Genomic DNA, 23,442 nt, shown 5'->3' with positions numbered 1-23,442 from the left:
TTACCTCCATGTTTTCTTCTTTTTCCAACGACGTTCCCCGCGCACTCCGTCCTCCTTCATGCCAAGGTAAAACTCTTTGATGTCGTCTTTCTCGCGCAAGTTGGCGCAGGTGTCTTCCATGACGATGCGTCCGTTCTCCAGCACATAGCCGTAGTCCGAGGCGTTGAGCGCCATGTTGGCGTTTTGCTCCACCAGCAGGATGGTGGTGCCGCGCTCACGGTTGATGCGCACCACGATCTCAAAAATCTCTTTGGTGAGCTTCGGGCTAAGACCCAGGCTGGGCTCGTCCAGCAGGATGAGGTCGGGGTCTGCCATGAGCGCACGGCTGATCGCCAGCATTTGCTGCTGTCCGCCAGAGAGCAAGCCGGCATCCTGCGCGGCGCGTTCTTTCAGTATGGGGAAGTAGCCATACACGGTAGCCAGATCCTTGGCGACGCCATCGCGGTCTGCGCGGGTGAAGGCACCCATGAGCAGGTTGTCATGCACGCTGAGCAGAGGGAACACTTCGCGCCCTTCGGGCACATGGCTCAGGCCTTCCTGCACGATGTAGGCCGGATCGCGTGCTGTGATGTCCTGCCCCTTGAATTCCACCGAGCCTTTGCGCGGATCGATGATGCCGGAGATGGTTTTCAAAATGGTGGTCTTGCCTGCGCCGTTGGAGCCCAACACGGTGGCAATCTCGCCGCGACGCACTTGCAGGCTCACGCCCCGGATGGCCTTGATGGGGCCGTAGGAGCTCTCCACATTGAGCAGCTTGAGCACCGGCTGGTCGCTGATGGGCGGCGGCAAGGTGCTCATGCGGCCTCCCCAGAAGGTTGGCGGCGCAGGGACGACACATCGTCAATAGACCCCAGATAGGCTTCCACCACGGCAGGGTCGGTTTGTACTTCGCGCGGGCTGCCCATGGCCAGCACTTCGCCCTGGTTCATGGCCAGTACCCGGTCCGAGACTTTGGAGACCAGGCTCATGTCATGTTCCACCATCAGCACCGTGATGCCCAGTTCGTTTTTGATGTCCTGGATCCAAAAAGCCATGTCGTCGGTTTCTTCCACATTCAAGCCGCTGGACGGCTCGTCGAGCAGCAGCAGCTTGGGTTCGGTGCACAAAGCACGCGCCATCTCTACCACCTTGCGCACGCCATAGGGCAGGCCTGCGACCAGCGAGTCGCGGTAGTGCTGTAGGTCGAGGAACTCAATCACCTCTTCGGCTTTTTCTCGGGCCCGGAGTTCGGCCTCGCGCACGGCGGGGGTGAACAGCAGGTCCTGCCACAGGGAGGTTTTGCGGTGTGTGTGGCGGCCGATCAGCAGGTTGTGCAGCACGCTGGCGTGCTCAAACAGTTCGATGTTCTGGAAGGTGCGTGCAATACCCAAGGAGGCCACGTTTTGCGGGGCCTGCTCGGTGAGCTGCAGCGGGCCTTGCGGGCCCAGGTACGTGATGCTGCCGGTGGTAGGCGTATAGATGCGGCTGATCAGGTTGAACACAGTGGTCTTGCCGGCGCCATTGGGCCCGATGAGGGTGAAGACCTCGCCTTGCTTGACATCGAAGCTGACTTTGTTGACCGCCAGCACGCCGCCGAAGCGCACGCTCAGGTCTTTGGCCGAGAGAAGTGTGTCGGAGTTCATTTCAACCGGTCCGATTTCTGGAAGGATTTCTGCCGCTTGAACATGCCCTTGCGGTAGAACGGGAACATCTGCAAATAGGTGCGCACCTTGAGCCAGCGGCCATAGAGGCCCATGGGCTCAAATAGCACGAAGGCGATCAGTACAGAGCCATAAATCACGCTCTTGAGGCCTGGCGCCTGTCCGATGAACTCGGGTAAAAATTCTTTGCCGGCCGAAATGCCCTGCGGCAGGATGATGAGGAAGATGGCACCCAGAAACACCCCGTGCACCGAGCCCAGGCCGCCGATCACAATCATCAGCAACAGGTCAATCGACTGCAGCAGGTTGAACTGGTCGGGCGAGATGAAGCGCAGGTTGTGGGCATACAAGGCCCCGGCCATGCCTGCCAATGCGGCTGAGATGGAGAACGAGAGTGTCTTGTAGTACGCCAGATGGATGCCCATGCTCTGCGCCGAAATTTCGGAGTCGCGGATGGCCACAAAAGCCCGGCCTGTCGGGGAGCGCAGCAGGTTCAGAATGCCCAGCGTGCACAACACGGTTACCGTGAGGCAGACGAAGTAGAAGCCTTGGCCGCTGCCCAGTTCGTAACCAGCCATTTTGATCACGCCGACCGCTTTACCCGCGTTTCCGCCAGTGACCGATTCCCAGCGGGCAAACACTTCTTCAATGATGAAGCCGAAGGACAAAGTGGCCATACCCAGATAAATGCCCTTGAGCCGCAGCGCTGGCAAGCCCACGACGATGCCCATGAGCGCTGACAGGGTGCCTGAGAGGGCCAGCGACACCACAAAGGGAACGCCGGCATTGGTGAAGTAAGCCTGTGCATAGGCGCCAACACCCAGGAAGGCGGCATGCCCCAGCGAGAACTGGCCGGTAAAGCCGGCAAGCAGCATCAGCCCCAGGCCTGCAATGGCGTAGATCAGCACCAGGTTCAACTGCGCCAGGCTGTACTCGGTGAGCAGCCAGGGGGCCGCCACCAACAGCAGGCAGAGCACGCTGTACCAGAACACGTGGCCACCGTGCTTGGCGAGGTGGATGTCCTGCGCGTAATCGGTCTTAAAAATAAAGCGCATCAGACTTTCTTCCGCAATTTTTCGCCGAACAGGCCGTTGGGCTTGACCATCAGCATCACGAGCACCACCACGTAGGCGGCCGTGTCCTTGAAGCCATCAGGCAGGTAGAAGCCGGCGAAGGACTCCACCAGCCCGATCACCAGCCCGCCCACAATGGCGCCGGGCAGGCTGCCGAAGCCCCCCACCACGGCGGCCGGAAAGGCCTTGAGGCCGATAAAGCCCATGTTGGCGTGCACAAAGGTAATGGGCGCCAGCAGCACGCCGGCAATGGCGGCTACCGCGGCCGCCAGGCCCCAGGCCAAACCGTTGAGCCGCTGCACCGGAATGCCCATGTAGTACGCCGCCAGCTGGTTTTGCGAAGCCGCCTGCATGGCAATGCCCAGCTTGGTGTAACGGAAGAGGGCAAACAACAGCACACACAGCACGCCGGTGGCGCCGATGATGACCAAGTGCTCCACGTTGAGCACCAGGGCGCCTATGCCCATCTCGTTGCCGCCGAATTTGAGAATTTCGTCCTTGTAGGGCACGGCCAAGGCGTTGGTGTCGGTGCCGATACCGGGAATCATGGTGATCAGGCCGCGCGCCACATAGCCGATGCCGATGGTGAGCATCACGATGGAAAACGCCGGCTGGCCCAGGATGGGGCGTATCACCAGGCGCTCCAGCAACACGCCGAAGACGGCCATGCCCAAAATCGCGCTGGATACAGCAATCCAGTAGGGCATGCCCAGCAGGGTCATGCCTACCAGGCCGCCGAAGGCGCCCAGCATCATCAGCTCGCCTTGGGCGAAGCTCACGGTTTCGGTGGCCTTGTAGATCAATACAAAACCGAGCGCGATCAGGCCGTAAATGCACCCTTGTGCCACGCCGCTGATCAGCAATTGAAGGAACTGCACATCGTCTCCTTGGGTAGTGCAGTCCGGTTATAGCGGTGTGTTCCCCAATTGCCGATAGGGTTCCCACTGATCTCGTAGACCCCTAGAAAGCCCCTGCCGTTTGGCGGGGGATAGGCTACGCATTTTTTAAGACTTTTAGGCCTCTGGCGCATGTGGAGTATGCGCGAGTAGCTATTAAATCAATAGCGCTATTCAGTGTCTTTGGGGATGGCGCGGGGGCGGCCCTGGTCGTCGATGGCCACGTAGGTGAGTGACGCCTCGGTGACTTTGGTGTACTGCCCCTGTGAGCGGTAGCGCTCGGCATACACCTCCACCTTCACGGTGATGGAGGTGCGCCCGATGCGGCTCACCTTGCTGAAGAAACTCAGAATGTCGCCCACCCGCACCGGCTGCTTGAAGATGAATTCATTCACCGCCACCGTGGCCATGCGGCCCTGGGTGTAGCGCGCGGGCAGTACCGAGCCGGCCAGATCGACCTGCGCCATCACCCAGCCACCGAAGATGTCGCCATTGGCATTGCAGTCCCCCGGCATGGGGATGACCTTGAGCACCAGCTCCTGGTCGGTGGGCAATTGGACATGGGGAGCACTGGAAACGGTAGACATGGGCACAATCCTCAACTGAAACTAGTCTGAATTGTCCCCCATGCGCCCCTCCGGTCTCCCCGCTACAGCTCCTGCTGCGCACGCTTCTGCTGCGTCCACGTCCTCCAACTCCGATTGGGGCACGCTGCAGCGCCTGTTCCCCTACCTCTGGGCCTACAAGTGGCGGGTGATCGCCGCGCTGGCCTTCATGGTGGGGGCCAAGCTCGCCAACGTGGGCGTGCCGCTACTGCTGAAAAACCTGGTGGACGCGATGACGATCAAGCCCGGCAGCGCCGCAGCCGTGCTGGTGGTGCCGGTGGCTCTGCTGGTGGGCTACGGCGCCTTGCGCTTGTGCACTTCGCTGTTCAGCGAGCTGCGCGAATTGGTGTTTGCCAAGGCCACCGAGGGTGCGGCGCGCTCGATCAGCCTGCAGGTGTTCCGGCACTTGCACGCCATGAGCCTGCGCTTTCACCTGGAGCGCCAGACCGGGGGCATGACGCGTGACATCGAGCGCGGCACACGGGGTGTGCATTCGCTGATCAACTACTCGCTCTACAGCATCGTGCCCACCTTGATCGAGGTGACGCTGGTGCTCACGCTGCTGGCGGTCAAGTTTGATGTCTGGTTTGCGTGGATCACCGGCATTGCGCTGGTGGTGTACATCGCTTTCACCGTCACGGTCACCGAGTGGCGCACCCAGTTCCGCAAGAAGATGAACGAGATGGACAGCACGGCCCACAGCCGCGCCATCGATTCGCTGCTGAACTACGAAACGGTGAAGTACTTCAACAACGAAGAGTTCGAGGCGCAGCGCTACGACGAAAACCTGGAGCGCTACCGCCGCGCCGCCGTCAAGAGCCAGACCACACTCTCCCTGCTCAACACCGGACAGCAACTCATCATTGCCACGGCGCTCGTCACCATGCTGTGGCGGGCCACCCAGGGGGTCGTGGACGGCCGCATGACGCTGGGTGATCTGGTGATGGTTAACGCCTTCATGATCCAGCTCTACATCCCGCTGAACTTTTTGGGCGTGATCTACCGCGAGATCAAGCAGAGCCTGACCGATCTGGAAAAGATGTTCACGCTGATGGAGCGTGAGCGAGAGATTGCCGATGTACCCGGCGCCAAGCCCTTGCAACTGGCCGCCAGCGGTGCCGATGCTGCCGTGCGTTTTGAGAATGTCACCTTCAGCTACGACCCGGCCGGCAGCGCTGCGGCTGCGGGCACCACGGCGCGCACCATCCTGCATGGCATCAGCTTCGAGATTCCGGCCGGCAAGACCGTCGCCGTGGTCGGCCCCAGCGGCTCTGGCAAATCCACGCTGGCGCGCCTGCTGTTCCGTTTTTACGACGTGCAGCAGGGCCGCATCACCATTGCAGGGCAAGACATCAAGCAGGTCACGCAAAGCAGCGTGCGCCAAGCCATCGGCATCGTGCCGCAGGACACGGTGTTGTTCAACGACACGGTGGAATACAACATCGCCTACGGCCGCCCCGGCGCCACACGCGCGGAGGTAGAGGTGGCTGCCAAGGCCGCGCACATCCACGCCTTCATTGCCGCAGCGCCCAAGGCTTACGACACCATGGTGGGCGAGCGGGGCCTCAAGCTCAGTGGCGGCGAGAAGCAGCGCGTGGCGATTGCCCGCACGCTCTTGAAGAACCCGCCCGTGATGATTTTTGACGAAGCCACCAGCGCGCTGGACAGTGCCAACGAGCGCGCCATCCAGGCCGAGTTGCAAGGCGTGTCGCGCAACAAGACCACCCTGGTGATTGCCCACCGCCTCTCCACGGTGGTCGATGCCCATGAGATTCTGGTCATGGACGCGGGCCGCATCATCGAACGCGGCAGCCATGCCGAATTGCTCGCGGCCCAAGGGCGTTACGCGTCCATGTGGGCCTTGCAGCAAAGCGGAGAATAAGCCATGGAACTGATCATTTGGATGGCATTGGCGGCTGCGTATTTTTGGGCCAAGCGCAACGACCAGCACCAACGCATCGCCTTGCTGGGCGCTGCCCTGTCGCGCTACGACATTGAAAAACTGATGGAAAGCCTCACCGACGGCTACCTGCGCGCCTTGGGGGAGGACGATGCGGAGCGCCAGGCCCAGGTCTGGAGCTATTTGGAGGTGCAGGAGCAAACCCTGAGCGAGCAGTTCAGCGCGTTTGCCGCCGAGTTCGCCACGCAGGATGCGGCGGCCACCCAGGTCAGCACCTTGCCTGTGGCCCTGCCTTTTGCGGCCCGTTGGTGGCCGGCGGCGGGGTTTGATGTGCGTGCGGCATTTGCTATCCACGCGCGCGGCATCGCGGCTGTTATTCAAAACCGTGCGGGCCTGAGCCCCAAGCGCCGGGCGTTCACCTTGTCCGCAGAGCTGTTTTTGATGCAGCACACCTGCCATTGGTACTGCCGCTCCAAGGCGGTGGCCTCGGCCCGCTTGCTGGCCCGGCACAACACGCCCTATGCCCAGGTGCTGCAAAGCGTGTCGGCCACCACCCGCGCCGACTATGAAGCCCTGCTGCGCGGGCAGGGGCGCTGATATGGCCCTGCTGGCACACCCCGCACCGCAGGCTGGCTTTGAGGCTCCGTTTGAGATGCTGCAGGCCTGCCACGAGCGCGTGCAGCGCACCCTGGCCCTGATGGCACGCCTGCAGCAACACCTGCACGACGTGGGCTGCGACGACAACGCCCGCCAGGCCGCCCGCGATGTGCTGCGCTACTTTGACGTGGCCGCGCCCTTGCACCACCAGGACGAAGAGCTGCACGTGTTTCCCCCCTTGATGCTGGGTGCGGATGCTGCCCTGCGCAGCGTGGTGCAACAGCTCATGCAAGACCACCGCGCCATGGAAACCGGCTGGGCGCAGGCCCGCACCGTGTTGCAAACCATTGCCGAGGACACCAGCGGCACCCTGACCCTGAGCCCCCAGCAGACGCAGGTGCTGGATGCGTTCGCCGCCCTCTATGGCCAGCACATCGTGCACGAAGAGGGCCTGGCTTACCCTGCCGCCCAGGCCTTGTTGCCCGGTGCTGCCGTACAGGCCATGGCCGAGGACATGATGGCCCGCCGCGGTGTCAGGTCAATCGCACCATCTGCATAAACCATGCATTCCGCGCATAATGCGCGCCCATGGAAACCAAATGGCTTGAAGACTTCGTGTCTCTGGCTGAAACCCGCAGTTTCAGCCGCTCCGCGCAATTGCGCCACGTGACCCAGCCCGCGTTCTCGCGGCGCATCCAGTCCTTGGAAGCGTGGGCCGGCACCGACCTCGTAGACCGCAGCAGCTACCCCACGCGCCTCACACCCGCCGGCGAGACGCTGTACGACCAGTCGCTGGAAGTGCTGCAGGCCTTGCAAAGCACGCGCGCCATGCTGCGGGGGCACACCACCGCCGCGCAAGACGTGGTGGAGTTCGCAGTGCCGCACACGCTGGCGTTTACCTTTTTTCCTGCGTGGGTGTCTGAGCTGCGTGAGAAGTTCGGCCCGCTCAAGAGTCGCCTCATTGCCCTCAATGTGCACGACGCGGTGATGCGCCTGGTGGAAGGCAGCTGCGACCTGCTGATTGCTTACCACCACCCCTCCCAGCCTTACCAGCTGGACGCGGACCGCTATGAAATGGTGAGCTTGGGCGAGGAGGTGATTGCGCCCTATTCCAAGCCTGACGCCGATGGCAACCCCTTGTTTTGCCTGCCCGGCAAACTGGGCCAACCGCTGCCTTACCTTGGCTATGCCCCCGGGGCGTACCTGGGCCAGATGGTGGAGTTGATCCTGAAGCAAGCCGAAGTGCCCATCCATTTCGACCGGGTGTACGAAACCGATATGGCCGAAGGCCTCAAAGCCATGGCGCTTGAAGGCCATGGCGTGGCCTTTTTGCCCTACAGCGCGGTCAAGAAAGATTTGCGGGCCAAGAAGCTCGTGAGTGCTTTGCCGCAGCACATGAAGGGGCTGCAAATCACCATGGAAATCCGTGCCTACCGGGAGCGCCTGGCAGTGCGCGAGGCGGGCCGGGGCTTGAGCGCGGCGCAGCGGGCACAGACCCGCACCCCCAAAGGTTCGGCCCAGGCGCTGTGGGACTACTTGCAGCCCCAGAGTGCCGCCACGGCATAGTTGTTGCATAAGGTTTTTGCATACCGTTGCCCTGATTTGGCATTGGAATGCACGCACAGGGCTCGCTAGAGTGAAGCCTTGAAACAAGTCCCGTCGTTGGAGACCTTATGAACCACTCATGTGCCGCCACACCTCGCCGTGTGGCTTTTTTATCGCTGGCAGCCGGCGTGCTGCTCTGTGCCACAGGAGCCACGCACGCGGCCGGTGTGTTGGACCGAGTGAGTGCGGGCGGCAAGCTGGTGATTGCGCACCGTGAATCGTCCATTCCTTTCTCTTACTTGGACGCTGACAAAAAACCGGTGGGTTATGCCGTCGATCTGTGCCTGAAGTTGGCCGACGCGGTGCGCAAAAAGACCGGTGCTAAAAACATGGCGGTCGAGTTTTTGCAGGTCACGCCGGCCAACCGCATTGCCATGGTGGCCGAAGGCAAGGCCGATCTGGAGTGCGGCTCCATCACCAACAATGCCGAGCGCCGGCAGAAGGTGGCCTTCACCATTCCCCACTTCATCACCGGCGCGCGCATGCTGGTGCGTGCGGACGGCAAGATCGAGCGCTTTGAGGACCTGGACGGCAAGAAGCTGGTGTCCACTAAGGGCACCACCCCGCTCAAGGCGGCCGAGCAAGCCAACCGCGAGCGCCTGCTGCACATCACCATTCTGGAAGCGCCTGACCACGCCAGGGCGGTGGACATGGTGGAAAAAAGCGAGGCCGACGCGTTTGTGATGGACGACGTGCTGCTGTTCGGCCTGGCCGCCAACCGTGCCAAGCCCGAGGCCTTGAAGGTGGTGGGCAAGTTCCTGACCACCGAACCCTTGGCCATCATGCTGTCCAAGGACGATGCGGAATTCAAAAAGCTGGTCGATGAGGAAATGCGCCGCCTCATCGTGAGCAAAGAGATTCAGCCGATTTACGACAAGTGGTTTCTCAAGCCGATTCCGCCCAACGACAAGGCGCTGAACCTGCTGGTGAGCTACCTGTTGCGCGATTTCTGGAAATATCCCAGCGATTTTGTGCCCTTCTGACAGCGGCCGGGCCCCGCGCAAGAGGGGCGTGGCGGTTTTGGGACAATAGGGCCCATGACCTCCACCGCTACCCCCCAGACACTCACGATCACCCGCCCGGACGACTGGCACCTGCATGTGCGCGACGGCGCTGCCCTGCACACCGTGGTGCCGCACACCGCCGCCCAGTTCGGCCGCGCCATCATCATGCCCAACCTCAAGCCGCCGGTGACTACTGCCGAGCAGGCGCTGGCTTACAAGGCACGCATCCAGGCCGCCGTGCCCGTGGGCGTGCAGTTTGAGCCGCTGATGACGCTGTACTTGACCGACAACCTGCCCGCCGATGAAATTGCCCGCGCCAAGGACGCCGGTGTGGTCGCTGCCAAGCTCTACCCCGCAGGCGCCACCACCAACAGCGACGCCGGTGTGACCGACTTGTTCAAGACCTATAAGACGCTGGAAGCGATGCAAAAAGCCGGCTTGCTGCTGCTGGTGCACGGCGAGGTGACCAGCAGCGATATCGATTTGTTCGACCGCGAAGCCGTGTTCATCGACCAGCAGTTGATTCCGTTGCGTCGCGACTTTCCCGAGCTGAAGATCGTGTTTGAGCACATCACCACCCAAGAAGCCGCGCAGTACGTGTTGGATGCCGACCGCTTCACCGCAGCCAGCATCACCGCCCACCACCTGCTCTACAACCGCAACGCCATCTTCACCGGCGGCATCCGCCCGCACTATTACTGCCTGCCGGTTTTGAAGCGCGAAACCCACCGCCAGGCCCTGGTGCAGGCGGCCACGGGTGGCAGTGCCAAGTTCTTCTTGGGCACCGACAGCGCGCCCCACGCCACCCACCTCAAGGAGCACGCCTCCGGCTGTGCAGGTTGCTACACAGCGCACGCCGCCATGGAGCTGTACGCCCAGGCCTTCGATGCCGCAGGTGCTTTGGACAAGCTTGAAGGCTTTGCCAGCTTCCACGGTGCGGACTTCTACGGCCTGCCGCGCAACACCGGCACCATCACCCTGCAGCGCGAAAGCTGGGTGCCGCCCGAGAGCTTTGCCTTCGGCGAAGCCAGCCTTAAACCCCTGGCCGCGGGCGAAGCACTGCAGTGGCGTTTGGTCTAGAGGCCATCGACTGGTCCGCGCCCTGGCTCGCGCCCTGGCGCGGTGTGGGGCAGGGGCTGGCCGCGCAGGTGGAGGCCGGGCACACGGTGGCGCAGGCCCTGAATGCAGCGGATATGGCGCCTGTGCACTTCATTCCCCAAGCTGAGCTGCCTGTTGGCGCCGCCTACGAGCAGCATATTTTTGATACGGGCTGCGTGCCCACGCGGGATGGTTTGCATGACTTTTTCAACGGCTTGTGCTGGATGCACTTTCCGCTGGCCAAGAAAAAGCTCAACCGGCTGCAGGCTGAGCAAATCGCCCAGACCGGCATTCAGCCGGTGCGTGGCCCGGCGCGGGATGCGCTGACGGTGTTTGACGAAAACGCCGCCCTGCTCATGGCGCCTGATGCCTTGTGGGATGCGCTGGCCGCCAAGGACTGGCAGGCCCTGTTCGGCCCCCTGCGCCCGTTGTGGCACGAGGCCACGCTGGTGCTGTTTGGCCATGCCCTGCTGGAGAAGCTGGTTTCCCCACGAAAACCGATCACAGCGCACGTATTCCGTGCGCAAGCAGCTACGAATTCGATAGCGGACATGGATGCGTGGCTGGCGGACACCCTGAGCGCGCCCATGCTGGCGGCCAAGCCCTTTGCCCATTTGCCGGTGCTGGGCGTGCCCGGCTGGTGGCCGGAGAACGAGGCGCCCGCGTTTTATGCCGATGCCAGCGTGTTCCGGGCGCCGCGGCAGCCCGTGGGCCCCGGTTGAAAGGCCATAAACTTCATGGGCTCAAGCCGGCAAGTGCTTGAATTCGCCCCCTGCGCCCCTACCATTCGCCTTGATGGCCCGGAACGGGCGTATTTCTGAGAGACAACTATGAAACGCATTCTTCTGTTTGTATTGACCAACGTGCTTGTGGTGGCCGTGCTGGGCATCGTCGCCAGCCTGCTGGGCGTGAACAAGTTTTTGACCTCCAACGGCCTGAACCTGGGCGCCTTGCTGGGCTTTGCGCTCATCATGGGCTTTGGCGGCGCCATCATCTCCCTGCTGATCAGCAAGCCCATGGCGAAGTGGACGTCGGGCGTGCAGGTGATTGAGCAGCCCCAGAACGCCGACGAGGCCTGGATTGTGGACACCGTGCGCAAGTTCGCCGACAAGGCCGGCATCGGCATGCCCGAAGTCGGTATTTTTGAGGGCGAGCCCAACGCGTTTGCCACTGGCGCCTTCAAGAACAGCGCCTTGGTGGCTGTGTCCACCGGCTTGCTGCGCGGCATGACCCGTGACGAAATTGAGGCGGTGATCGGCCACGAAGTAGCCCACATCGCCAACGGCGACATGGTCACCATGACTCTGATCCAAGGTGTGATGAATACCTTTGTGGTGTTTATCAGCCGCGTGGTCGGCTATGCCGTGGACAGCTTTTTGCGCAAGGGCGACGACCGCGAAAGCAGCGGCCCCGGCATCGGCTACTACGTGACCACCATCGTGCTCGACATCGTGCTGGGTTTTGCGGCCGCCATGGTCGTGGCCTGGTTTAGCCGCCAGCGCGAGTTTCGCGCGGATGCGGGCGCTGCCCAGCTGATGGGCCGCAAGCAGCCCATGATGAATGCCTTGGCCCGCCTGGGCGGCATGACGCCCGGTGAGTTGCCCAAGAGCGTGGCTGCCATGGGCATAGCCGGTGGCATTGGCCAGCTGTTTTCTACGCACCCGCCCATCGAAGAGCGCATCGCTGCGTTGCAGGCCAACAGCGGCCAATAAACCCGGCAGCAGCCTGGCATGCCAGGCCTTCCGCCAACCCCTTGCCGCTACCCGCGCCAAGGGGTTTTGCTTTTGCGGCGTGCTACAAACACACTTTGTTTTTTTGCCCCTTGTTGTATGGAACTCTCTACTTGGCTCGCCTTCTTCGCTGCTTCCTGGGCTATCAGCATTTCGCCGGGGGCAGGCGCGGTGGCCGCCATGAGCGCCGGGCTGAACCACGGCTTTCAGCGCGGCTACATCACGACGCTGGGTTTGGTGTTGGGCATCTGGACCCAGATTGTGGTGGTGGGTGTGGGGCTGGGTGCGGTGGTGGCCGCCAGCGGCACGGCGTTTCTGGTCATCAAGTGGGCTGGGGTGGCTTACCTGGTGTGGCTGGGCATTCAGCAGTGGCGTGCACCGGCGGTGCCTTTGGCCACCCTCACGGAGGCTGAGGTGCAAGTGCCGGTGCGCACCATGATGGTCCGGGCCTGGGTGATCAATGCGCTCAATCCCAAGGGCACGGTGTTCCTGCTGGCGGTGGTGCCCCAGTTCCTGAACCTGGCACAGCCGCTGGCGCCGCAGTACCTGATCATCGCCGCCACCCTGGGCTTTACCGATCTGGTCGTCATGGGCGGTTACACCGCGCTGGCGGCCAAGGTGCTGCGGGCACTCAAGTCTGAGTCCCACCTCAAGGCCATGAACCGGGTGTTCGGCGCCCTGTTTGTGGCTGCGGGGACGTTGTTGGCCCTGTTCAAGCGGGCGGCCTGAGCATGTCGCTCGCCCGTTTGGCGGCGGGTAGCCGCGGCATCCTGCGCTTGCACGGCTGGTTGTTGATGGCGTGGGCCGTTACGGTGGGCTTGGCAACATCGGCTGCGCTGCTCCATGTTGCGGGCGTGCATTCGCTGGCCTTGCGCTACGCCGTGGGTGCCGGGGCGATTTATTTCATCGGGTTTGTGGCGGGCGGCTGGGTCTACGCCCGCTGGTGGAACCAATCGCGCGAGGCGGCGCGTGCGGAGTTGCAGCACGCGGATGCTGCCGATGCTTTGGCGTATTCCGAGCAGGAAGAGCGCATTCGCAAGCGTTTCCGATGGGGCGAGTGGCTGGACTTTGGCGCCGGCTGGGGGGGTGATGATCCCCTCAGCGCCTTGATCACAGTGGTGATGCTGCTGGCCTTGGCTGCATTCGCTTTGCTGGCGCTGGGTTACTTCCCGCTCTTGGCGACTGAAGCCTTGGCCGGCTTTCTGGCAGAAGTGGTGCTGGAGTTTGTGATCGGTGCCGTCATCGCCCGCCGGGTGTTGGCGCCCCGTAGCCTGGACGACTATTGGGAAGTGATGCTGCGCAAAACAGGCGTGGCCGGATTGGCCCTAGTGATCGCGGCGGGCCTGGTGGGCTGGCTGCTGCAAACGCTGCAGCCCGAGGCCGTGACCTTGTTCCAGGTGTTCCGTTAAGCCGTGAAGGCGGGGGTTAACGTGGCTGGAGCATGTCCAGCGCCAGCGCCTCGGCCACTTTGATGCCGTCCACGCCCGCCGACAGAATGCCGCCGGCGTAAGAAGCGCCTTCGCCCGCCGGATACAGGCCGCGCACATTGGTGCACTGCAGGTCTTCGCCGCGCGGGATTTTGATGGGGCTGGAGGTGCGGGTCTCCACGCCCGTGAGCACCGCGTCCGCCATGTCAAAGCCCTTGATCTTGCGGCCGAACACCGGCAGCGCTTCGCGCATGGCGTCAATCGCATAGGCGGGCAGGGCAGGGGCCAGGTCGCCCAGTTTCACGCCCGGCTTGTACGACGGCGTGACGCTGCCGAATTCGCTCGAGGGCTTGGCCGCAATGAAGTCACCTACCAACTGGCCGGGTGCTTCGTAGGTGCTGCCACCCAAGGTGTAGGCGCCGCTTTCCAGTTGCCGTTGCAGGGCAATGCCGGATAGGGGGTGTGCTGCTTTCGGGTCTTGGGCCTTCATGGCGGTGGCCTCTGCCGCATAGCGCTTGCCTTGCGCTTCGCCGAAGGCGTGAACCATTGCTGCTTGGTCGTCTGGGTAGTCGGGTGGGTCAATGCCCACCACCATGCCGGCGTTGGCATTGCGCTCGGCGCGGGAGTACTGGCTCATGCCGTTGGTGACTACGCGCCCCGGCTCGCTGGTGGCCGCCACCACCGTGCCGCCCGGGCACATGCAGAAGCTGTACACCGCCCGCCCGTTGGCCGCGTGGTGCACTAGTTTGTAGTCTGCCGCACCCAAGAGCGGGTGCCCCGCATGGCGACCCCAGCGGGCACGGTCGATCACGCTTTGCGGGTGCTCGATGCGGAAACCCACCGAAAACGGCTTGGCATGCATGGCCACGCCACGCTCGTAGAGCATGGCAAAGGTGTCGCGCGAGCTGTGGCCCAGCGCCATGATCACGTGGCTCGCCGGTAGCTGGTAGCGGCTTCCATTCATAAGGTTTTCGACCTCTAGCGCCCGTATGGATTGCGCGGGTAGCTCCTGATTTGATAGCGATTTGCCCAGCACCACGTCCGTGACACGCTGCTCAAAACGGATCTCGCCGCCCAGCGCGATGATTTGCTCGCGGATACCTTCCACCACCTTCACCAGTTTGAAGGTGCCGATGTGCGGGTGCGCCTCGTACAAGATCTCCGAGGGTGCGCCATGCTGCACAAACTCGTGCATGACCTTGCGGCCCAGAAAGCGCGGGTCTTTGATCTGGCTGTACAGCTTGCCGTCTGAGAAGGTGCCGGCACCGCCTTCGCCGAACTGCACGTTGCTCTCGGGATTCAGGTTCTTTTTGCGCCACAGGCCCCAGGTGTCTTTGGTGCGCTGGCGCACCGTTTTGCCGCGCTCCAGCACGATGGGCTTGAAGCCCATCTGCGCCAGCACCAGCGCCGCAAACATGCCGCAAGGGCCAAAGCCCACCACCACCGGGCGTTCCTGCAAATCGGCAGGGGCCTGCGCGACAAAGCGGTAGGCCATATCGGGTGTGGGCCCGATATGCGGGTGGTCGGCGTGCTGGGCCAACAGGCGGCTTTCCAGCGAGGCGTCAGTCAAGGTGATGTCTGCGATGTACACCGCCAGCAAATCTACTTTGCGGGCATCAAAGCTGCGCTTGAAAACCTGCAGGTCCGCGATGGCGTGGACGTCGATGCCCAAAGCCTGTGCGCACAAGCGCTTCAGTGCCTCTACCGGATGGGCCACCGGCGCGCGGTCGGCCTCGGTTTCCGAAGGTGCGTCAGAAGCGCGGCGCTCTTCGACGGGCAGGGCAGAGAGAGGGAGTTTGAGTTCGGTGATGCGGATCATGGCGGCTCGTGGTTATCAAGCAAGCCATGATTTTACGTGTCTGGCTTACGCGGGCAGGTAGCCTTCGACCGACAGGTAGCGCTCGCCGGTGTCGTAGTTGAAGCCCAGCACGGTGCTGCCTGCGGGAATCTCGGGCAGCTTCTGGGCAATGGCCGCTAGCGTGGCGCCGCTGGAGATGCCGACCAGCAAACCTTCCTCACGCGCGCTACGGCGGCCGTACTCACGCGCCGCTTCGGCTTCCACCTGAATCACGCCATCCAGCAAATCGGTTTTCAGGTTCTTGGGGATGAAGCCGGCGCCAATGCCTTGGATGGGGTGGGGCGAGGGCGCTCCGCCGCTGATCACGGGCGAGGCTGAGGGCTCTACCGCAAACACCTTGAGTTGTGGCCATTTGGCCTTGAGCACTTGCGCCACGCCGCTCAGGTGCCCGCCGGTGCCCACGCCGGTGATGATGTAGTCCACGCCTTGGGGGAAGTCGTTGGCGATTTCGAGGGCGGTGGTGCGCACATGCACATCGATGTTGGCGGGGTTTTCAAACTGCTGGGGAATCCAGGCGCCGGGGGTTTGGGCCTTGAGTTCTTCGGCGCGGGCGATGGCGCCTTTCATGCCTTTTTCGCGCGGGGTCAGGTCGAAGCTGGCGCCGTAGGCCAACATCAGGCGGCGGCGCTCAATGGACATGCTGTCGGGCATGACCAGGATCAGCTTGTAGCCCTTCACCGCGGCGACCAGGGCCAGGCCCACGCCGGTGTTGCCCGAGGTGGGCTCGATGATGGTGGCGCCGGGCTGCAGCGCGCCGCTGCGTTCCGCGTCTTCGATCATGGCCAGTGCAATGCGGTCCTTGATGGAGCCGCCGGGGTTGGTGCGTTCGCTCTTCACGTACACCTTGTGGCTGTTGCCGAACAGCTTGTTGATGCGGATGTGGGGCGTGTTGCCGATGGTTTGCAGGACGTTGTCGAATGCCATGGTGTGTCTCCGAAAGAGGGGTAAGAACTTGATTATTCTGAAGCAAAGTGGTGAATCGCTAGCGACAGTTTGTGCATATCGATATTCCACCCCCTGCAAGCGCGATAATCTGGGGGTGAAGCCCGCCAGACCACCGCTGGTGCAATTTGGGAAACCAAGCACTGGAGGAACGTCCGGACTGCATAGGGCAGCGTAGCAGTTAACGACTGTCCACTGACAAGCTGTGCACGCAAGTGCATGGCCCTAAGGTGAGGATTAGAGCAACAGAGACGAGCCGATTTAGTTCGGGTGAAACGGGCAATCTCTACGCGCAGCAATACCAAGTAGGCCAACGTTGACGGGGCCCCCGGAGTTGGCGGGTAGGTAGCATCGAGCCGTTTGGGTGACCAGCGGCCCAGAGTAATGGTGGTCACGTGGGGGAAACCCCATGCACAGAATCCGGCTTATCGGTGGGCTTCACACTTTATTTGTTGTATGGTTGGGTCTTCACAGTCATTGGGAGATGAAGCCATGCGACCGATTCTTGAACTGTTGGAAAAACACGGGGGCTCGGTCTGGAGCCTGAACCCGGAAGACAGCGTCTACCAAGCGCTGGAAATGCTGGCCGAATGCAACGTCGGCGCCCTCATGGTGATGGAGGGTGGCAAGCTGATCGGTGTGTTCTCCGAGCGCGACTACACCCGCAAGATTGCCTTGGCAGGCCTCTCCTCCAAAGACACCAAGGTCAAAGACATCATGACCTCCCAGGTGCTCACGGTGGGCCCCAAAGCCAATACTCAGGACTGCATGGCCTTGATGAGCCAAAAGAAAATCCGCCACTTGCCGGTGGTGGACGGTGCCAAGGTGCTGGGCATGATCTCGATCCGTGATTTGATGGACGACATCATCAAAGACCACGAGCAAACGATCAGCCAGCTCCAGACCTACATCACCAGCTGAGCCGCGGGTTCAGAACTTTTCCCACCCCGCCAGATACCTCCATTGCCCGACCGGCAGGTCGGACAAGGCGACGCGGCCCAGGCGGATCCGCTTCATCGCCAGAATCTGCAGCCCGGCTTTTTCGCACAAAAAGGCAATCAGCCCGGGGTGTGAGCCCTTGATGGCGAAGCGCAAGCGGCTGGACTCGGGCGTGGTGCTGTTCACACTCACCTTCACCTGCGGCAGATCCAGGCGCTCGTCTTTGAGCGCGTAGGCGATGGGCTTGAGGGCATCAGGCTCCACTTCCCCCTTCACCTCGACCAGAAACTCATGCTCCATGGTGGACATGTCTTCGGTGAGCTTGCGGGTGGTGCGCCAGTCCTGGGTGAAGACCACCAGGCCGGTGGCGCCGTTTTCCAGCTCCACATCGGCTTCGAGGTGATTGAAGTGGCGCTTGAGCACGCGGGTGTCAGTCGGGTCACCTTCCCAATGGTTGGCGGGGGTCAGCAGCGCGCGGGCATTTGCCGGGGGAGCTTTGCGTCCGGGGGCGCCAGGGCGTGCCGGGGCTCCGGCGCGGGCAGGTGGCAGTTCCTCCAGTCCGTCGGTGTGGCCGGCCGGTTTGTTCAGCAGCAGGGTCACCGGCGTGAGTTCCATCAGGCTGGCGTTGGGGTCCAGGGTGATGGACTCAAAGTTCACCCGGTGCTGGGGCTCTTCCACCACCACACCATTGACCTGCACCCAGCCGCCTTCAATGTATTGCTCGGCTTCTTTGCGGGAACAGTCTTTGAGTTGCATCACCTTTTTGGACAGGCGCTCGCCTCCCGAGCTGGGGGCGACGGCGGGAGCCTCTGCAACCGGCTCTTTGCGTGGTTTGCGCAAGCGCGGCTTCTTGGTGGATGGCGCGGGAGTAGGGGCTGCGCCGGGAGCGCTGGGGCGGTAGGCGGCTCCAGGCCCTCGCACTGCGGAAGGCGCGCGGGAGGGCGATGGTGTGCGGGTCCCGCCAGCCGGCCGCTGCGGCAGAGGCGCAGAGGCCGGGGCTCTTGCGGGTGCCGGTGCGCGCGCGGGTTTGATAGGCTTGGTGAGCGTCGGGCGCGGAGGCTTGGTGGGGGATGTGCTCATGCTTGGCCTTCTTGGTTTTTGGGTTTGCCCGGATTGTCCAAGGCGTAAATGCGTTCTACATGGGCCAGCAGGGAGCGTTTGGCCACGGGCCAAATGCGCGGGTCCACGTCGTCGTAGGCCAGGGGCAGCCAGTCATCCAAGCCCCCTTGGGGGTTGGCTTGCATGACAGTAGCAATTTTGGCTTCGCGCGCCAGGCGGTGCGCTTTGAGCTTGGTAATGGCCTCGTTCGCGCCGTCAATCACATGGCCGTGGGCGGGCAGGATGTATTGCACCTGGTAGTCGCTGCAGGCAGCGGCCAGTGCGTCCAGCGAATCCAGATAGTCCCGCATGTTGCCGTCCGGTGGGTCGATGACCGTGGTGCTGCCGTTCAAGATGTGGTCGCCGCTGAAGAGCAGACCGTCTTCTTCCAGCAGCAGGCACACGTGGTTGGCCGCATGGCCGGGGGTGTAAATCACCTGCAGGGTGTGCACAGGTTGGAGTGCGTTTTCGACATCTGGCGCAGGCAGCATATGCGCCAGCAGCTCCTGATTTGATAGCGGTCGGTCCGGGGTGAACGCGCTGGCGGCGCGTGCGGTGGGCGCTGAGGGCAAGCCCAGAATCGGCGGGCCGCCTTGGCAGAGGGCCTGTAGCGGTGCAGCGCCGGGCGAATGGTCCGGGTGCGAATGGGTGCACACAATGCGGAGGATGTTGCCGCCACTGCCGTCTTCAAACGCAGCCGCCTGCCACAGGCGCTGCAGGTGGTCGGCGTCGGCGGGGCCGGGGTCGATGACGGTGTAGCCCGTGGCGGGTTCGCCCACCAGGTAGCTGTTGGTGCCGGGGCCTGTCATCACGCCGGGGTTGGGGGCGGTGAGGCGCAGCACATGGCGCATCAGGGGGACGGGTCTGTCGGTTTGCCAGGCATCAATGAGCGAGGCGGCGGCCGGCGAGAGTTCGCCGGGCAGAAGGTGGGTGGGTCGGGCCATGCGGCGGATTGTGCAGCCAAACGGGGATAATGAACGGATGCGAATCCAGTTCACCAAAATGCAGGGCGCGGGCAACGACTTCGTGGTGCTCGACGAAACCAAGGGTCGCTTGGGCCTGACCCCTGCGCATTACCGCTTTCTGGGCGATCGCCACTTCGGCGTGGGGGCCGACCAGATTCTCACGGTGCGCCCCTCGCCCGCCGAGGGCATCGACTTCGAATACGTGATTCACAACGCCGATGGCAACGAGGTCGAGCAGTGCGGCAATGGCTCCCGCTGCTTCGCCCGCTTTGTGCGCGACCAGGGCCTGACCGGCAAAGACCGCATCCGCGTCAAAACCATGAAGGGCGTGATCGAGCCCTTGCTTACCTCCGACGGCCGGGTGACGGTGGACATGGGCGGGCCGGTATTCACTCCGGCAGACATTCCTTTTGACGACAGTGGCCTGAGTCTGCAAGCCATGGGATCATGGGGAAATTGGCCTCTGGCGCTCGTGGATTCTGCGCAAGCAGCTCCTCTTTTGGTAGCAACGGTATCCATGGGCAACCCTCATGCGGTCACGCTGGTGGCGGACGTGGATGCTGCGCTCGTCGCCGAGTTGGGCCCGCAGGTGCAGGCCAACCCGCGCTTTACCCAAGGGGTGAACGTCGGCTTTCTGCAGGTGGTGAGCCGCAGCCAGGTGCGCTTGCGGGTGTACGAGCGCGGAGTCGGCGAGACGCTGGCCTGTGGCACGGGCGCCTGCGCGGCCGTGGTGGCCGGTATCCGTCTCGGCCTGCTGGACGCACGTGTGGATGTGCAGACCCGTGGCGGGGTGCTGACCATTGCCTGGGACGGCATGGGCGCCTCTGTTTTCATGACCGGCCCCGCCACCACCGTCTTCCGTGGCGAAATTGATTTACCCGAATAACCTGAACTCGCAGACCATGACTCCACCTCTGAACCAATCCTTGGGCAATCCCATCACCGAAGACGACATCGCCAACTACTTGGTGAACAACCCCGACTTCTTTCAGCGCCACGCCGAGCTGTTGGCCACGGTGCAGTTCACCAGCCCGCACAGTCACCGCGCAGTGAGCTTGCAGGAGCGCCAGGCCGAAATGCTGCGCGAGAAGATCAAGTTGCTGGAGCAGCGCATCATGGAAATGATCCGCCACGGTAACGAGAACGTGATGCTGTCCGACAAGATCCTGCGCTGGGCGCGCTCGCTGTTTCTCACCATCAACCCCGCCGAGTTGCCGGTGGAGATCGTGCGCGAAATCAAAGACCAGTTCGCCGTGCCGCAAGTGGGCCTGCGTGTCTGGGGCGTGGCGGAGGGTTTTGCAACCCTGCCGGCGGCCCAGGAAGTCAGTGAAGATGCCAAGGTATTCGCCACTTCTCTGAATGAGCCTTTCTGTGGCCTGAACACTGGCTTTGAAGCAGTGAGCTGGCTGGAAGAGCCGGGCACCGTCAACTCGCTGGCGCTGATTCCCCTGCGCAGTGGCATGGCGGGCAGCCAGGCGCCCGCGTTTGGCATGCTGGTGCTGGCCTCGGGCGACGCGCAGCGCTTCAACAGCGGCATGGGGACGGACTTCCTGGCCCGCATCGGCGAGATTGCCAGCGCGGCGCTGTCGCGCCTGCGTTAAGCCTTTCTCTGACCGCCATGACCGCGGACGACTCGGCACTGGTTGAGAAATACCTGGAGTTCGTCCGCTTTGAAAAGCGCTTGGCCGCGCGCACGGTGGCGCTGTACGCGCTGGATCTGGGCAAGCTCCGTGCGCAAGCCGAGCGCGCCGACGTGGTGTTGAGGGATGTACAGAATCACCACATCCGCCGCTGGGTCGCCCAGATGCACAGCGCCGGGCGTAGCGGGCGCGGCATCGCACTCATTTTGTCGGGCTGGCGCGGCTTTTATGCCTGGCTGGGCCGCGAGGGTTTGGTTGCTAGCAACCCGGTGCAGGATGTGCGCTCGCCCAAGGCGCCCAAACCCTTGCCCAAGGCGTTGGCGGTGGATGACGCGGTGCAGTTTGCCGACTTTGAGAGTGATGACAACGCTTGGCTGGAAGCCCGCGATGCCGCCATCGTCGAACTGCTCTACGGCAGCGGGCTGCGTGTCGGGGAGCTGGTGGGGCTGGATGTGGTGGCTGGCAAACACGCCAAAGGCTGGATCGACCTGCAAGCTTCCGAGGCCCATGTATTGGGTAAGGGCTCCAAGCGCCGTAGCGTGCCGGTAGGCACCACCGCCCTCAAGGCGCTGCAGCGTTGGCTGGAGCTGCGCGGCCCCTCGGGTACGGCCACCGGTGCCCCTACGCGGGATGCCGATGCGTCCGCTGCCGCAGCCCTGTTCACTGGCCGCAACGGCACCCGCCTGACCCCGCAAAGCGTCTGGCAGCGGCTCAAGCGCCGCAGCCAGTTGGCGGGCCTGAGCGTCCCGGTGCATCCGCACATGTTGCGTCACTCGTTTGCCAGCCACGTGCTGCAAAGCAGTGGCGACTTGCGCGGTGTGCAAGAGCTGCTGGGCCACGCCAACATCACCACCACGCAGGTCTACACCCGGCTGGATTTTCAGCACCTCGCGAAAGCCTATGACGCGGCCCATCCGCGTGCCAAGCTCAAGCGCTCGCCGTGATGGGTGCAATTCTTTTTTGAAAAAAGTTGCCACTTTCTTGCAAGGCGCCAAAACGCGGTATATAATCATAGGCTTGTAATGCGGGAATAGCTCAGTTGGTAGAGCGCAACCTTGCCAAGGTTGAGGTCGAGAGTTCGAGACTCTTTTCCCGCTCCAAATTCACCCTCAAGGGTTTCAAAAAAGGTCAGCAGTTTGCTGGCCTTTTTTGTTTTCCGGGCCAGTCTGTCTAAGAGCGAGACCCGCCCGCACCTCCAAGCGACAATAGCCCCCATGAAAACCATTCGATTGCGCGCCGGTAAAGAGCGCTCCTTGTTGCGCCGCCACCCTTGGATTTTTGAATCCGCCATCGCCAAAGGCGGCGGAGATAGCGGGGAGACGGTTCGCGTCGAATCGGCCGAGGGGGCATTTCTGGGTTGGGCGGCGTTCAGTCCTCAGTCCAAGATCCGGGCGCGTGTCTGGAGTTTTGATGAAAAGCAGCGCATTGATGCTAGCTTTTTTATAGCTGCTTGCGCACAAGCTATAGGCGCCAGAGCCAGATTTGACATACAAAGCGACGGTGTCCGCCTGATCCACGGCGAGTCGGATGGATTGCCCGGTTTGATCGTGGACCGCTACGGTGACACGCTGGTGGCGCAGTTCACCTCGGCCGGTGTGGAGAAGTGGAAGCCCGCCATTGCGGATGCCTTGCTCAGTGCCACCGGGCTGACCAAGCTGTACGAGCGCTCGGATGCCAGCAGCCGCGCCTTGGAGGGCTTGCCCGAGGCCACCGGCTGGCTGCGTGGCGAAGGGGCGACGGACCTGGTGCTGCGCGAGCATGACTGGAAACTGGCCCTGAGCATCGCAGAAGGCCACAAAACCGGCTTTTATCTGGACCAGCGTGACAGCCGGCACAAATTTGCCCAGTACACCCGCCGCCTCGGTTTCCAGCGGGTGCTGAACTGCTACTGCTACACCGGCGGGTTCTCGGTGGCGGCTTTGTCCGGCGGCGCCGGGCACGTGACCTCGATCGATTCCAGTGGCCCGGCTATCGAAAAAGCCAAGGCCAACGTCGCCCTGAATGGCTTTGATGCGGCGCGCACCACCTTCATGGATGCAGATGTGAATGCCTCGTTGCGCGCTTTCGCCGCCGAGGGGCGCACCTTTGACGCCATCATTCTGGATCCTCCCAAGTTTGCGCCGACGGTGGCGCACGCCGAGCGCGCGGCGCGGGCTTACAAGGACATCAACCGCCTGGCCTTCAAGTTGCTGGAGCCGGGTGGCGTGCTGTTCACCTACAGCTGCTCCGGTGGCATCAGCTCGGACTTGTTTCACAAAATCATTGCCGGCGCGGGTTCGGATGCGGGGGTGGACGGCTTTATCACCGAGCGCATGGGCGGCGCCCCGGACCATCCGATGACCATCGCCTTTCCCGAGGGCGAATACCTCAAGGGCTTGGTGGTGATGCGCCGCTAGCGGTGTCACTGAAAACCTTGAATTGCTGA

The 23,442-nt window shown here is 62.8% G+C and carries 23 protein-coding genes, 1 tRNA gene, 1 other RNA gene and 1 pseudogene; 17 read left to right on the top strand and 9 right to left on the bottom strand.

All coding sequences use genetic code 11. The features are described from left to right. From FDM28_RS01375 to FDM28_RS01355, 5 genes are all read right to left on the bottom strand, one after another. The gene (locus tag FDM28_RS01375; RefSeq protein WP_138512295.1) at positions 1-798 is read right to left on the bottom strand and encodes an ABC transporter ATP-binding protein; all 798 of its coding nucleotides are present in this window, start codon (positions 796-798) and stop codon (positions 1-3) included. Further along, on the bottom strand, positions 795-1,622 hold the full coding sequence (locus FDM28_RS01370) for an ABC transporter ATP-binding protein (RefSeq protein ID WP_138512293.1): 828 nt from the start codon (positions 1,620-1,622) through the stop codon (positions 795-797). Before FDM28_RS01370 ends, FDM28_RS01375 begins: the two co-directional genes overlap by 4 nt. Continuing rightward, positions 1,619-2,695, bottom strand: coding sequence for a branched-chain amino acid ABC transporter permease (locus FDM28_RS01365; RefSeq protein ID WP_138512290.1), 1,077 nt, complete (start codon positions 2,693-2,695; stop codon positions 1,619-1,621). Before FDM28_RS01365 ends, FDM28_RS01370 begins: the two co-directional genes overlap by 4 nt. Next, entirely contained in the window at positions 2,695-3,591 is an 897-nt protein-coding gene (locus FDM28_RS01360) for a branched-chain amino acid ABC transporter permease (RefSeq protein WP_138512288.1), read from the bottom strand. Before FDM28_RS01360 ends, FDM28_RS01365 begins: the two co-directional genes overlap by 1 nt. Positions 3,592-3,779: 188 nt before the next feature. Next, complete coding sequence (locus FDM28_RS01355) at positions 3,780-4,196, bottom strand: acyl-CoA thioesterase (RefSeq protein WP_138512286.1); 417 nt, start codon at positions 4,194-4,196, stop codon at positions 3,780-3,782. A 40-nt stretch (positions 4,197-4,236) separates the two neighbouring features. Here FDM28_RS01355 and FDM28_RS01350 point away from each other — a divergent pair, with 40 nt between their 5' ends. The 10 genes from FDM28_RS01350 (at position 4,237) to FDM28_RS01305 (ending at position 13,557) form a co-directional block, all read left to right on the top strand. After that, a complete protein-coding gene (locus FDM28_RS01350) occupies positions 4,237-6,096 on the top strand; it encodes an ABCB family ABC transporter ATP-binding protein/permease (RefSeq protein ID WP_138512284.1) in 1,860 nt (619 codons plus the stop codon). A 3-nt stretch (positions 6,097-6,099) separates the two neighbouring features. Further along, positions 6,100-6,711, top strand: coding sequence for a hypothetical protein (locus FDM28_RS01345; protein ID WP_138512282.1), 612 nt, complete (start codon positions 6,100-6,102; stop codon positions 6,709-6,711). 1 nt (position 6,712) lies between these two features. Beyond that, positions 6,713-7,270 (top strand): hemerythrin domain-containing protein, encoded by a 558-nt coding sequence (locus FDM28_RS01340; protein WP_240791866.1) that lies wholly within the window; start codon positions 6,713-6,715, stop codon positions 7,268-7,270. Positions 7,271-7,299: 29 nt separating this feature from the next. Continuing rightward, positions 7,300-8,277: a LysR substrate-binding domain-containing protein gene (locus FDM28_RS01335; protein WP_138512280.1), complete on the top strand. Its 978-nt coding sequence runs from the start codon at positions 7,300-7,302 to the stop codon at positions 8,275-8,277. A 107-nt stretch (positions 8,278-8,384) separates the two neighbouring features. Then, a complete protein-coding gene (locus tag FDM28_RS01330; RefSeq protein ID WP_138512278.1) occupies positions 8,385-9,299 on the top strand; it encodes an amino acid ABC transporter substrate-binding protein in 915 nt (304 codons plus the stop codon). Positions 9,300-9,353: 54 nt separating this feature from the next. Further along, the gene (gene pyrC, locus FDM28_RS01325) at positions 9,354-10,400 is read left to right on the top strand and encodes a dihydroorotase (protein ID WP_138512277.1); all 1,047 of its coding nucleotides are present in this window, start codon (positions 9,354-9,356) and stop codon (positions 10,398-10,400) included. Next, positions 10,385-11,140 carry a DUF3025 domain-containing protein gene (locus tag FDM28_RS01320; protein ID WP_138512275.1) on the top strand — a complete coding sequence of 252 codons (756 nt, stop codon included), beginning with the start codon at positions 10,385-10,387 and terminating at the stop codon, positions 11,138-11,140. Before pyrC ends, FDM28_RS01320 begins: the two co-directional genes overlap by 16 nt. A 108-nt stretch (positions 11,141-11,248) precedes the next feature. Beyond that, on the top strand, positions 11,249-12,130 hold the full coding sequence (htpX, locus tag FDM28_RS01315; RefSeq protein ID WP_138512273.1) for a protease HtpX: 882 nt from the start codon (positions 11,249-11,251) through the stop codon (positions 12,128-12,130). Positions 12,131-12,247: 117 nt separating this feature from the next. Further along, positions 12,248-12,877, top strand: coding sequence for a LysE family transporter (locus FDM28_RS01310; protein ID WP_138512271.1), 630 nt, complete (start codon positions 12,248-12,250; stop codon positions 12,875-12,877). 2 nt (positions 12,878-12,879) lie between these two features. Further along, a complete protein-coding gene (locus FDM28_RS01305; protein ID WP_138512269.1) occupies positions 12,880-13,557 on the top strand; it encodes a hypothetical protein in 678 nt (225 codons plus the stop codon). Between the two features lie 16 nt (positions 13,558-13,573). Here the strand turns inward: FDM28_RS01305 and FDM28_RS01300 are convergent, their stop codons facing one another. Further along, on the bottom strand, positions 13,574-15,394 hold the full coding sequence (locus tag FDM28_RS01300) for an NAD(P)/FAD-dependent oxidoreductase (protein WP_138512267.1): 1,821 nt from the start codon (positions 15,392-15,394) through the stop codon (positions 13,574-13,576). Between the two features lie 45 nt (positions 15,395-15,439). Then, positions 15,440-16,357, bottom strand: coding sequence for a cysteine synthase A (gene cysK, locus FDM28_RS01295; protein ID WP_138512265.1), 918 nt, complete (start codon positions 16,355-16,357; stop codon positions 15,440-15,442). Between the two features lie 117 nt (positions 16,358-16,474). On the opposite strand from cysK, the gene rnpB reads away from it, so the two are divergent. Then, positions 16,475-16,819: RNase P RNA component class A (rnpB, locus tag FDM28_RS01290), an RNA gene on the top strand. Positions 16,820-16,867: 48 nt separating this feature from the next. Next, positions 16,868-17,296, top strand: a complete 429-nt coding sequence (locus FDM28_RS01285) for a CBS domain-containing protein (RefSeq protein ID WP_138512263.1) — start codon at positions 16,868-16,870, stop codon at positions 17,294-17,296. Between the two features lie 9 nt (positions 17,297-17,305). On the opposite strand, the gene FDM28_RS01280 is transcribed toward FDM28_RS01285, so the two are convergent. Both FDM28_RS01280 and FDM28_RS01275 read right to left on the bottom strand, forming a co-directional pair. Beyond that, entirely contained in the window at positions 17,306-18,394 is a 1,089-nt protein-coding gene (locus FDM28_RS01280; protein WP_240791865.1) for an RNA pseudouridine synthase, read from the bottom strand. Next, positions 18,391-19,290: pseudogene (locus FDM28_RS01275) on the bottom strand (MBL fold metallo-hydrolase); the annotation flags it as partial. The pseudogene FDM28_RS01275 and the gene FDM28_RS01280, both read right to left, overlap by 4 nt. A 103-nt stretch (positions 19,291-19,393) precedes the next feature. Between FDM28_RS01275 and dapF the strand changes: the two are divergent. The 5 genes from dapF (at position 19,394) to FDM28_RS01250 (ending at position 23,413) form a co-directional block, all read left to right on the top strand. Further along, positions 19,394-20,263: a diaminopimelate epimerase gene (gene dapF, locus FDM28_RS01270; RefSeq protein ID WP_138512258.1), complete on the top strand. Its 870-nt coding sequence runs from the start codon at positions 19,394-19,396 to the stop codon at positions 20,261-20,263. A 16-nt stretch (positions 20,264-20,279) separates the two neighbouring features. Next, a complete protein-coding gene (locus FDM28_RS01265; protein WP_138512256.1) occupies positions 20,280-20,978 on the top strand; it encodes a DUF484 family protein in 699 nt (232 codons plus the stop codon). Positions 20,979-20,995: 17 nt separating this feature from the next. Continuing rightward, a complete protein-coding gene (locus FDM28_RS01260) occupies positions 20,996-21,961 on the top strand; it encodes a tyrosine recombinase XerC (protein ID WP_138512254.1) in 966 nt (321 codons plus the stop codon). An 80-nt stretch (positions 21,962-22,041) separates the two neighbouring features. Next, positions 22,042-22,117 (top strand) — tRNA-Gly (locus FDM28_RS01255). Positions 22,118-22,231: 114 nt separating this feature from the next. After that, on the top strand, positions 22,232-23,413 hold the full coding sequence (locus FDM28_RS01250; RefSeq protein ID WP_138512252.1) for a class I SAM-dependent rRNA methyltransferase: 1,182 nt from the start codon (positions 22,232-22,234) through the stop codon (positions 23,411-23,413). The last annotated feature ends 29 nt before the right edge of the window (positions 23,414-23,442 follow it).

The organism is Rhodoferax bucti (assembly GCF_005876985.1).
Taxonomy (GTDB): Bacteria; Pseudomonadota; Gammaproteobacteria; order Burkholderiales; family Burkholderiaceae_C; genus Allorhodoferax; species Allorhodoferax bucti.
This window is presented reverse-complemented; position numbering and strand designations above follow the sequence as displayed.

Coding starts and splice junctions, on each gene's coding strand:
- FDM28_RS01365 (WP_138512290.1), bottom strand. CDS start 2,695: ATGCGCTTTATTTTTAAGACCGATTACGCGCAGGACATCCACCTCGCC.
- FDM28_RS01345 (WP_138512282.1), top strand. CDS start 6,100: ATGGAACTGATCATTTGGATGGCATTGGCGGCTGCGTATTTTTGGGCC.
- FDM28_RS01250 (WP_138512252.1), top strand. CDS start 22,232: ATGAAAACCATTCGATTGCGCGCCGGTAAAGAGCGCTCCTTGTTGCGC.
- FDM28_RS01300 (WP_138512267.1), bottom strand. CDS start 15,394: ATGATCCGCATCACCGAACTCAAACTCCCTCTCTCTGCCCTGCCCGTC.
- FDM28_RS01375 (WP_138512295.1), bottom strand. CDS start 798: ATGAGCACCTTGCCGCCGCCCATCAGCGACCAGCCGGTGCTCAAGCTG.
- FDM28_RS01310 (WP_138512271.1), top strand. CDS start 12,248: ATGGAACTCTCTACTTGGCTCGCCTTCTTCGCTGCTTCCTGGGCTATC.
- cysK (WP_138512265.1), bottom strand. CDS start 16,357: ATGGCATTCGACAACGTCCTGCAAACCATCGGCAACACGCCCCACATC.
- FDM28_RS01280 (WP_240791865.1), bottom strand. CDS start 18,394: ATGAGCACATCCCCCACCAAGCCTCCGCGCCCGACGCTCACCAAGCCT.
- FDM28_RS01265 (WP_138512256.1), top strand. CDS start 20,280: ATGACTCCACCTCTGAACCAATCCTTGGGCAATCCCATCACCGAAGAC.
- FDM28_RS01260 (WP_138512254.1), top strand. CDS start 20,996: ATGACCGCGGACGACTCGGCACTGGTTGAGAAATACCTGGAGTTCGTC.
- FDM28_RS01340 (WP_240791866.1), top strand. CDS start 6,713: ATGGCCCTGCTGGCACACCCCGCACCGCAGGCTGGCTTTGAGGCTCCG.
- FDM28_RS01370 (WP_138512293.1), bottom strand. CDS start 1,622: ATGAACTCCGACACACTTCTCTCGGCCAAAGACCTGAGCGTGCGCTTC.
- FDM28_RS01305 (WP_138512269.1), top strand. CDS start 12,880: ATGTCGCTCGCCCGTTTGGCGGCGGGTAGCCGCGGCATCCTGCGCTTG.
- pyrC (WP_138512277.1), top strand. CDS start 9,354: ATGACCTCCACCGCTACCCCCCAGACACTCACGATCACCCGCCCGGAC.
- FDM28_RS01285 (WP_138512263.1), top strand. CDS start 16,868: ATGCGACCGATTCTTGAACTGTTGGAAAAACACGGGGGCTCGGTCTGG.
- FDM28_RS01330 (WP_138512278.1), top strand. CDS start 8,385: ATGAACCACTCATGTGCCGCCACACCTCGCCGTGTGGCTTTTTTATCG.
- FDM28_RS01335 (WP_138512280.1), top strand. CDS start 7,300: ATGGAAACCAAATGGCTTGAAGACTTCGTGTCTCTGGCTGAAACCCGC.
- FDM28_RS01355 (WP_138512286.1), bottom strand. CDS start 4,196: ATGTCTACCGTTTCCAGTGCTCCCCATGTCCAATTGCCCACCGACCAG.
- dapF (WP_138512258.1), top strand. CDS start 19,394: ATGCGAATCCAGTTCACCAAAATGCAGGGCGCGGGCAACGACTTCGTG.
- htpX (WP_138512273.1), top strand. CDS start 11,249: ATGAAACGCATTCTTCTGTTTGTATTGACCAACGTGCTTGTGGTGGCC.
- FDM28_RS01350 (WP_138512284.1), top strand. CDS start 4,237: ATGCGCCCCTCCGGTCTCCCCGCTACAGCTCCTGCTGCGCACGCTTCT.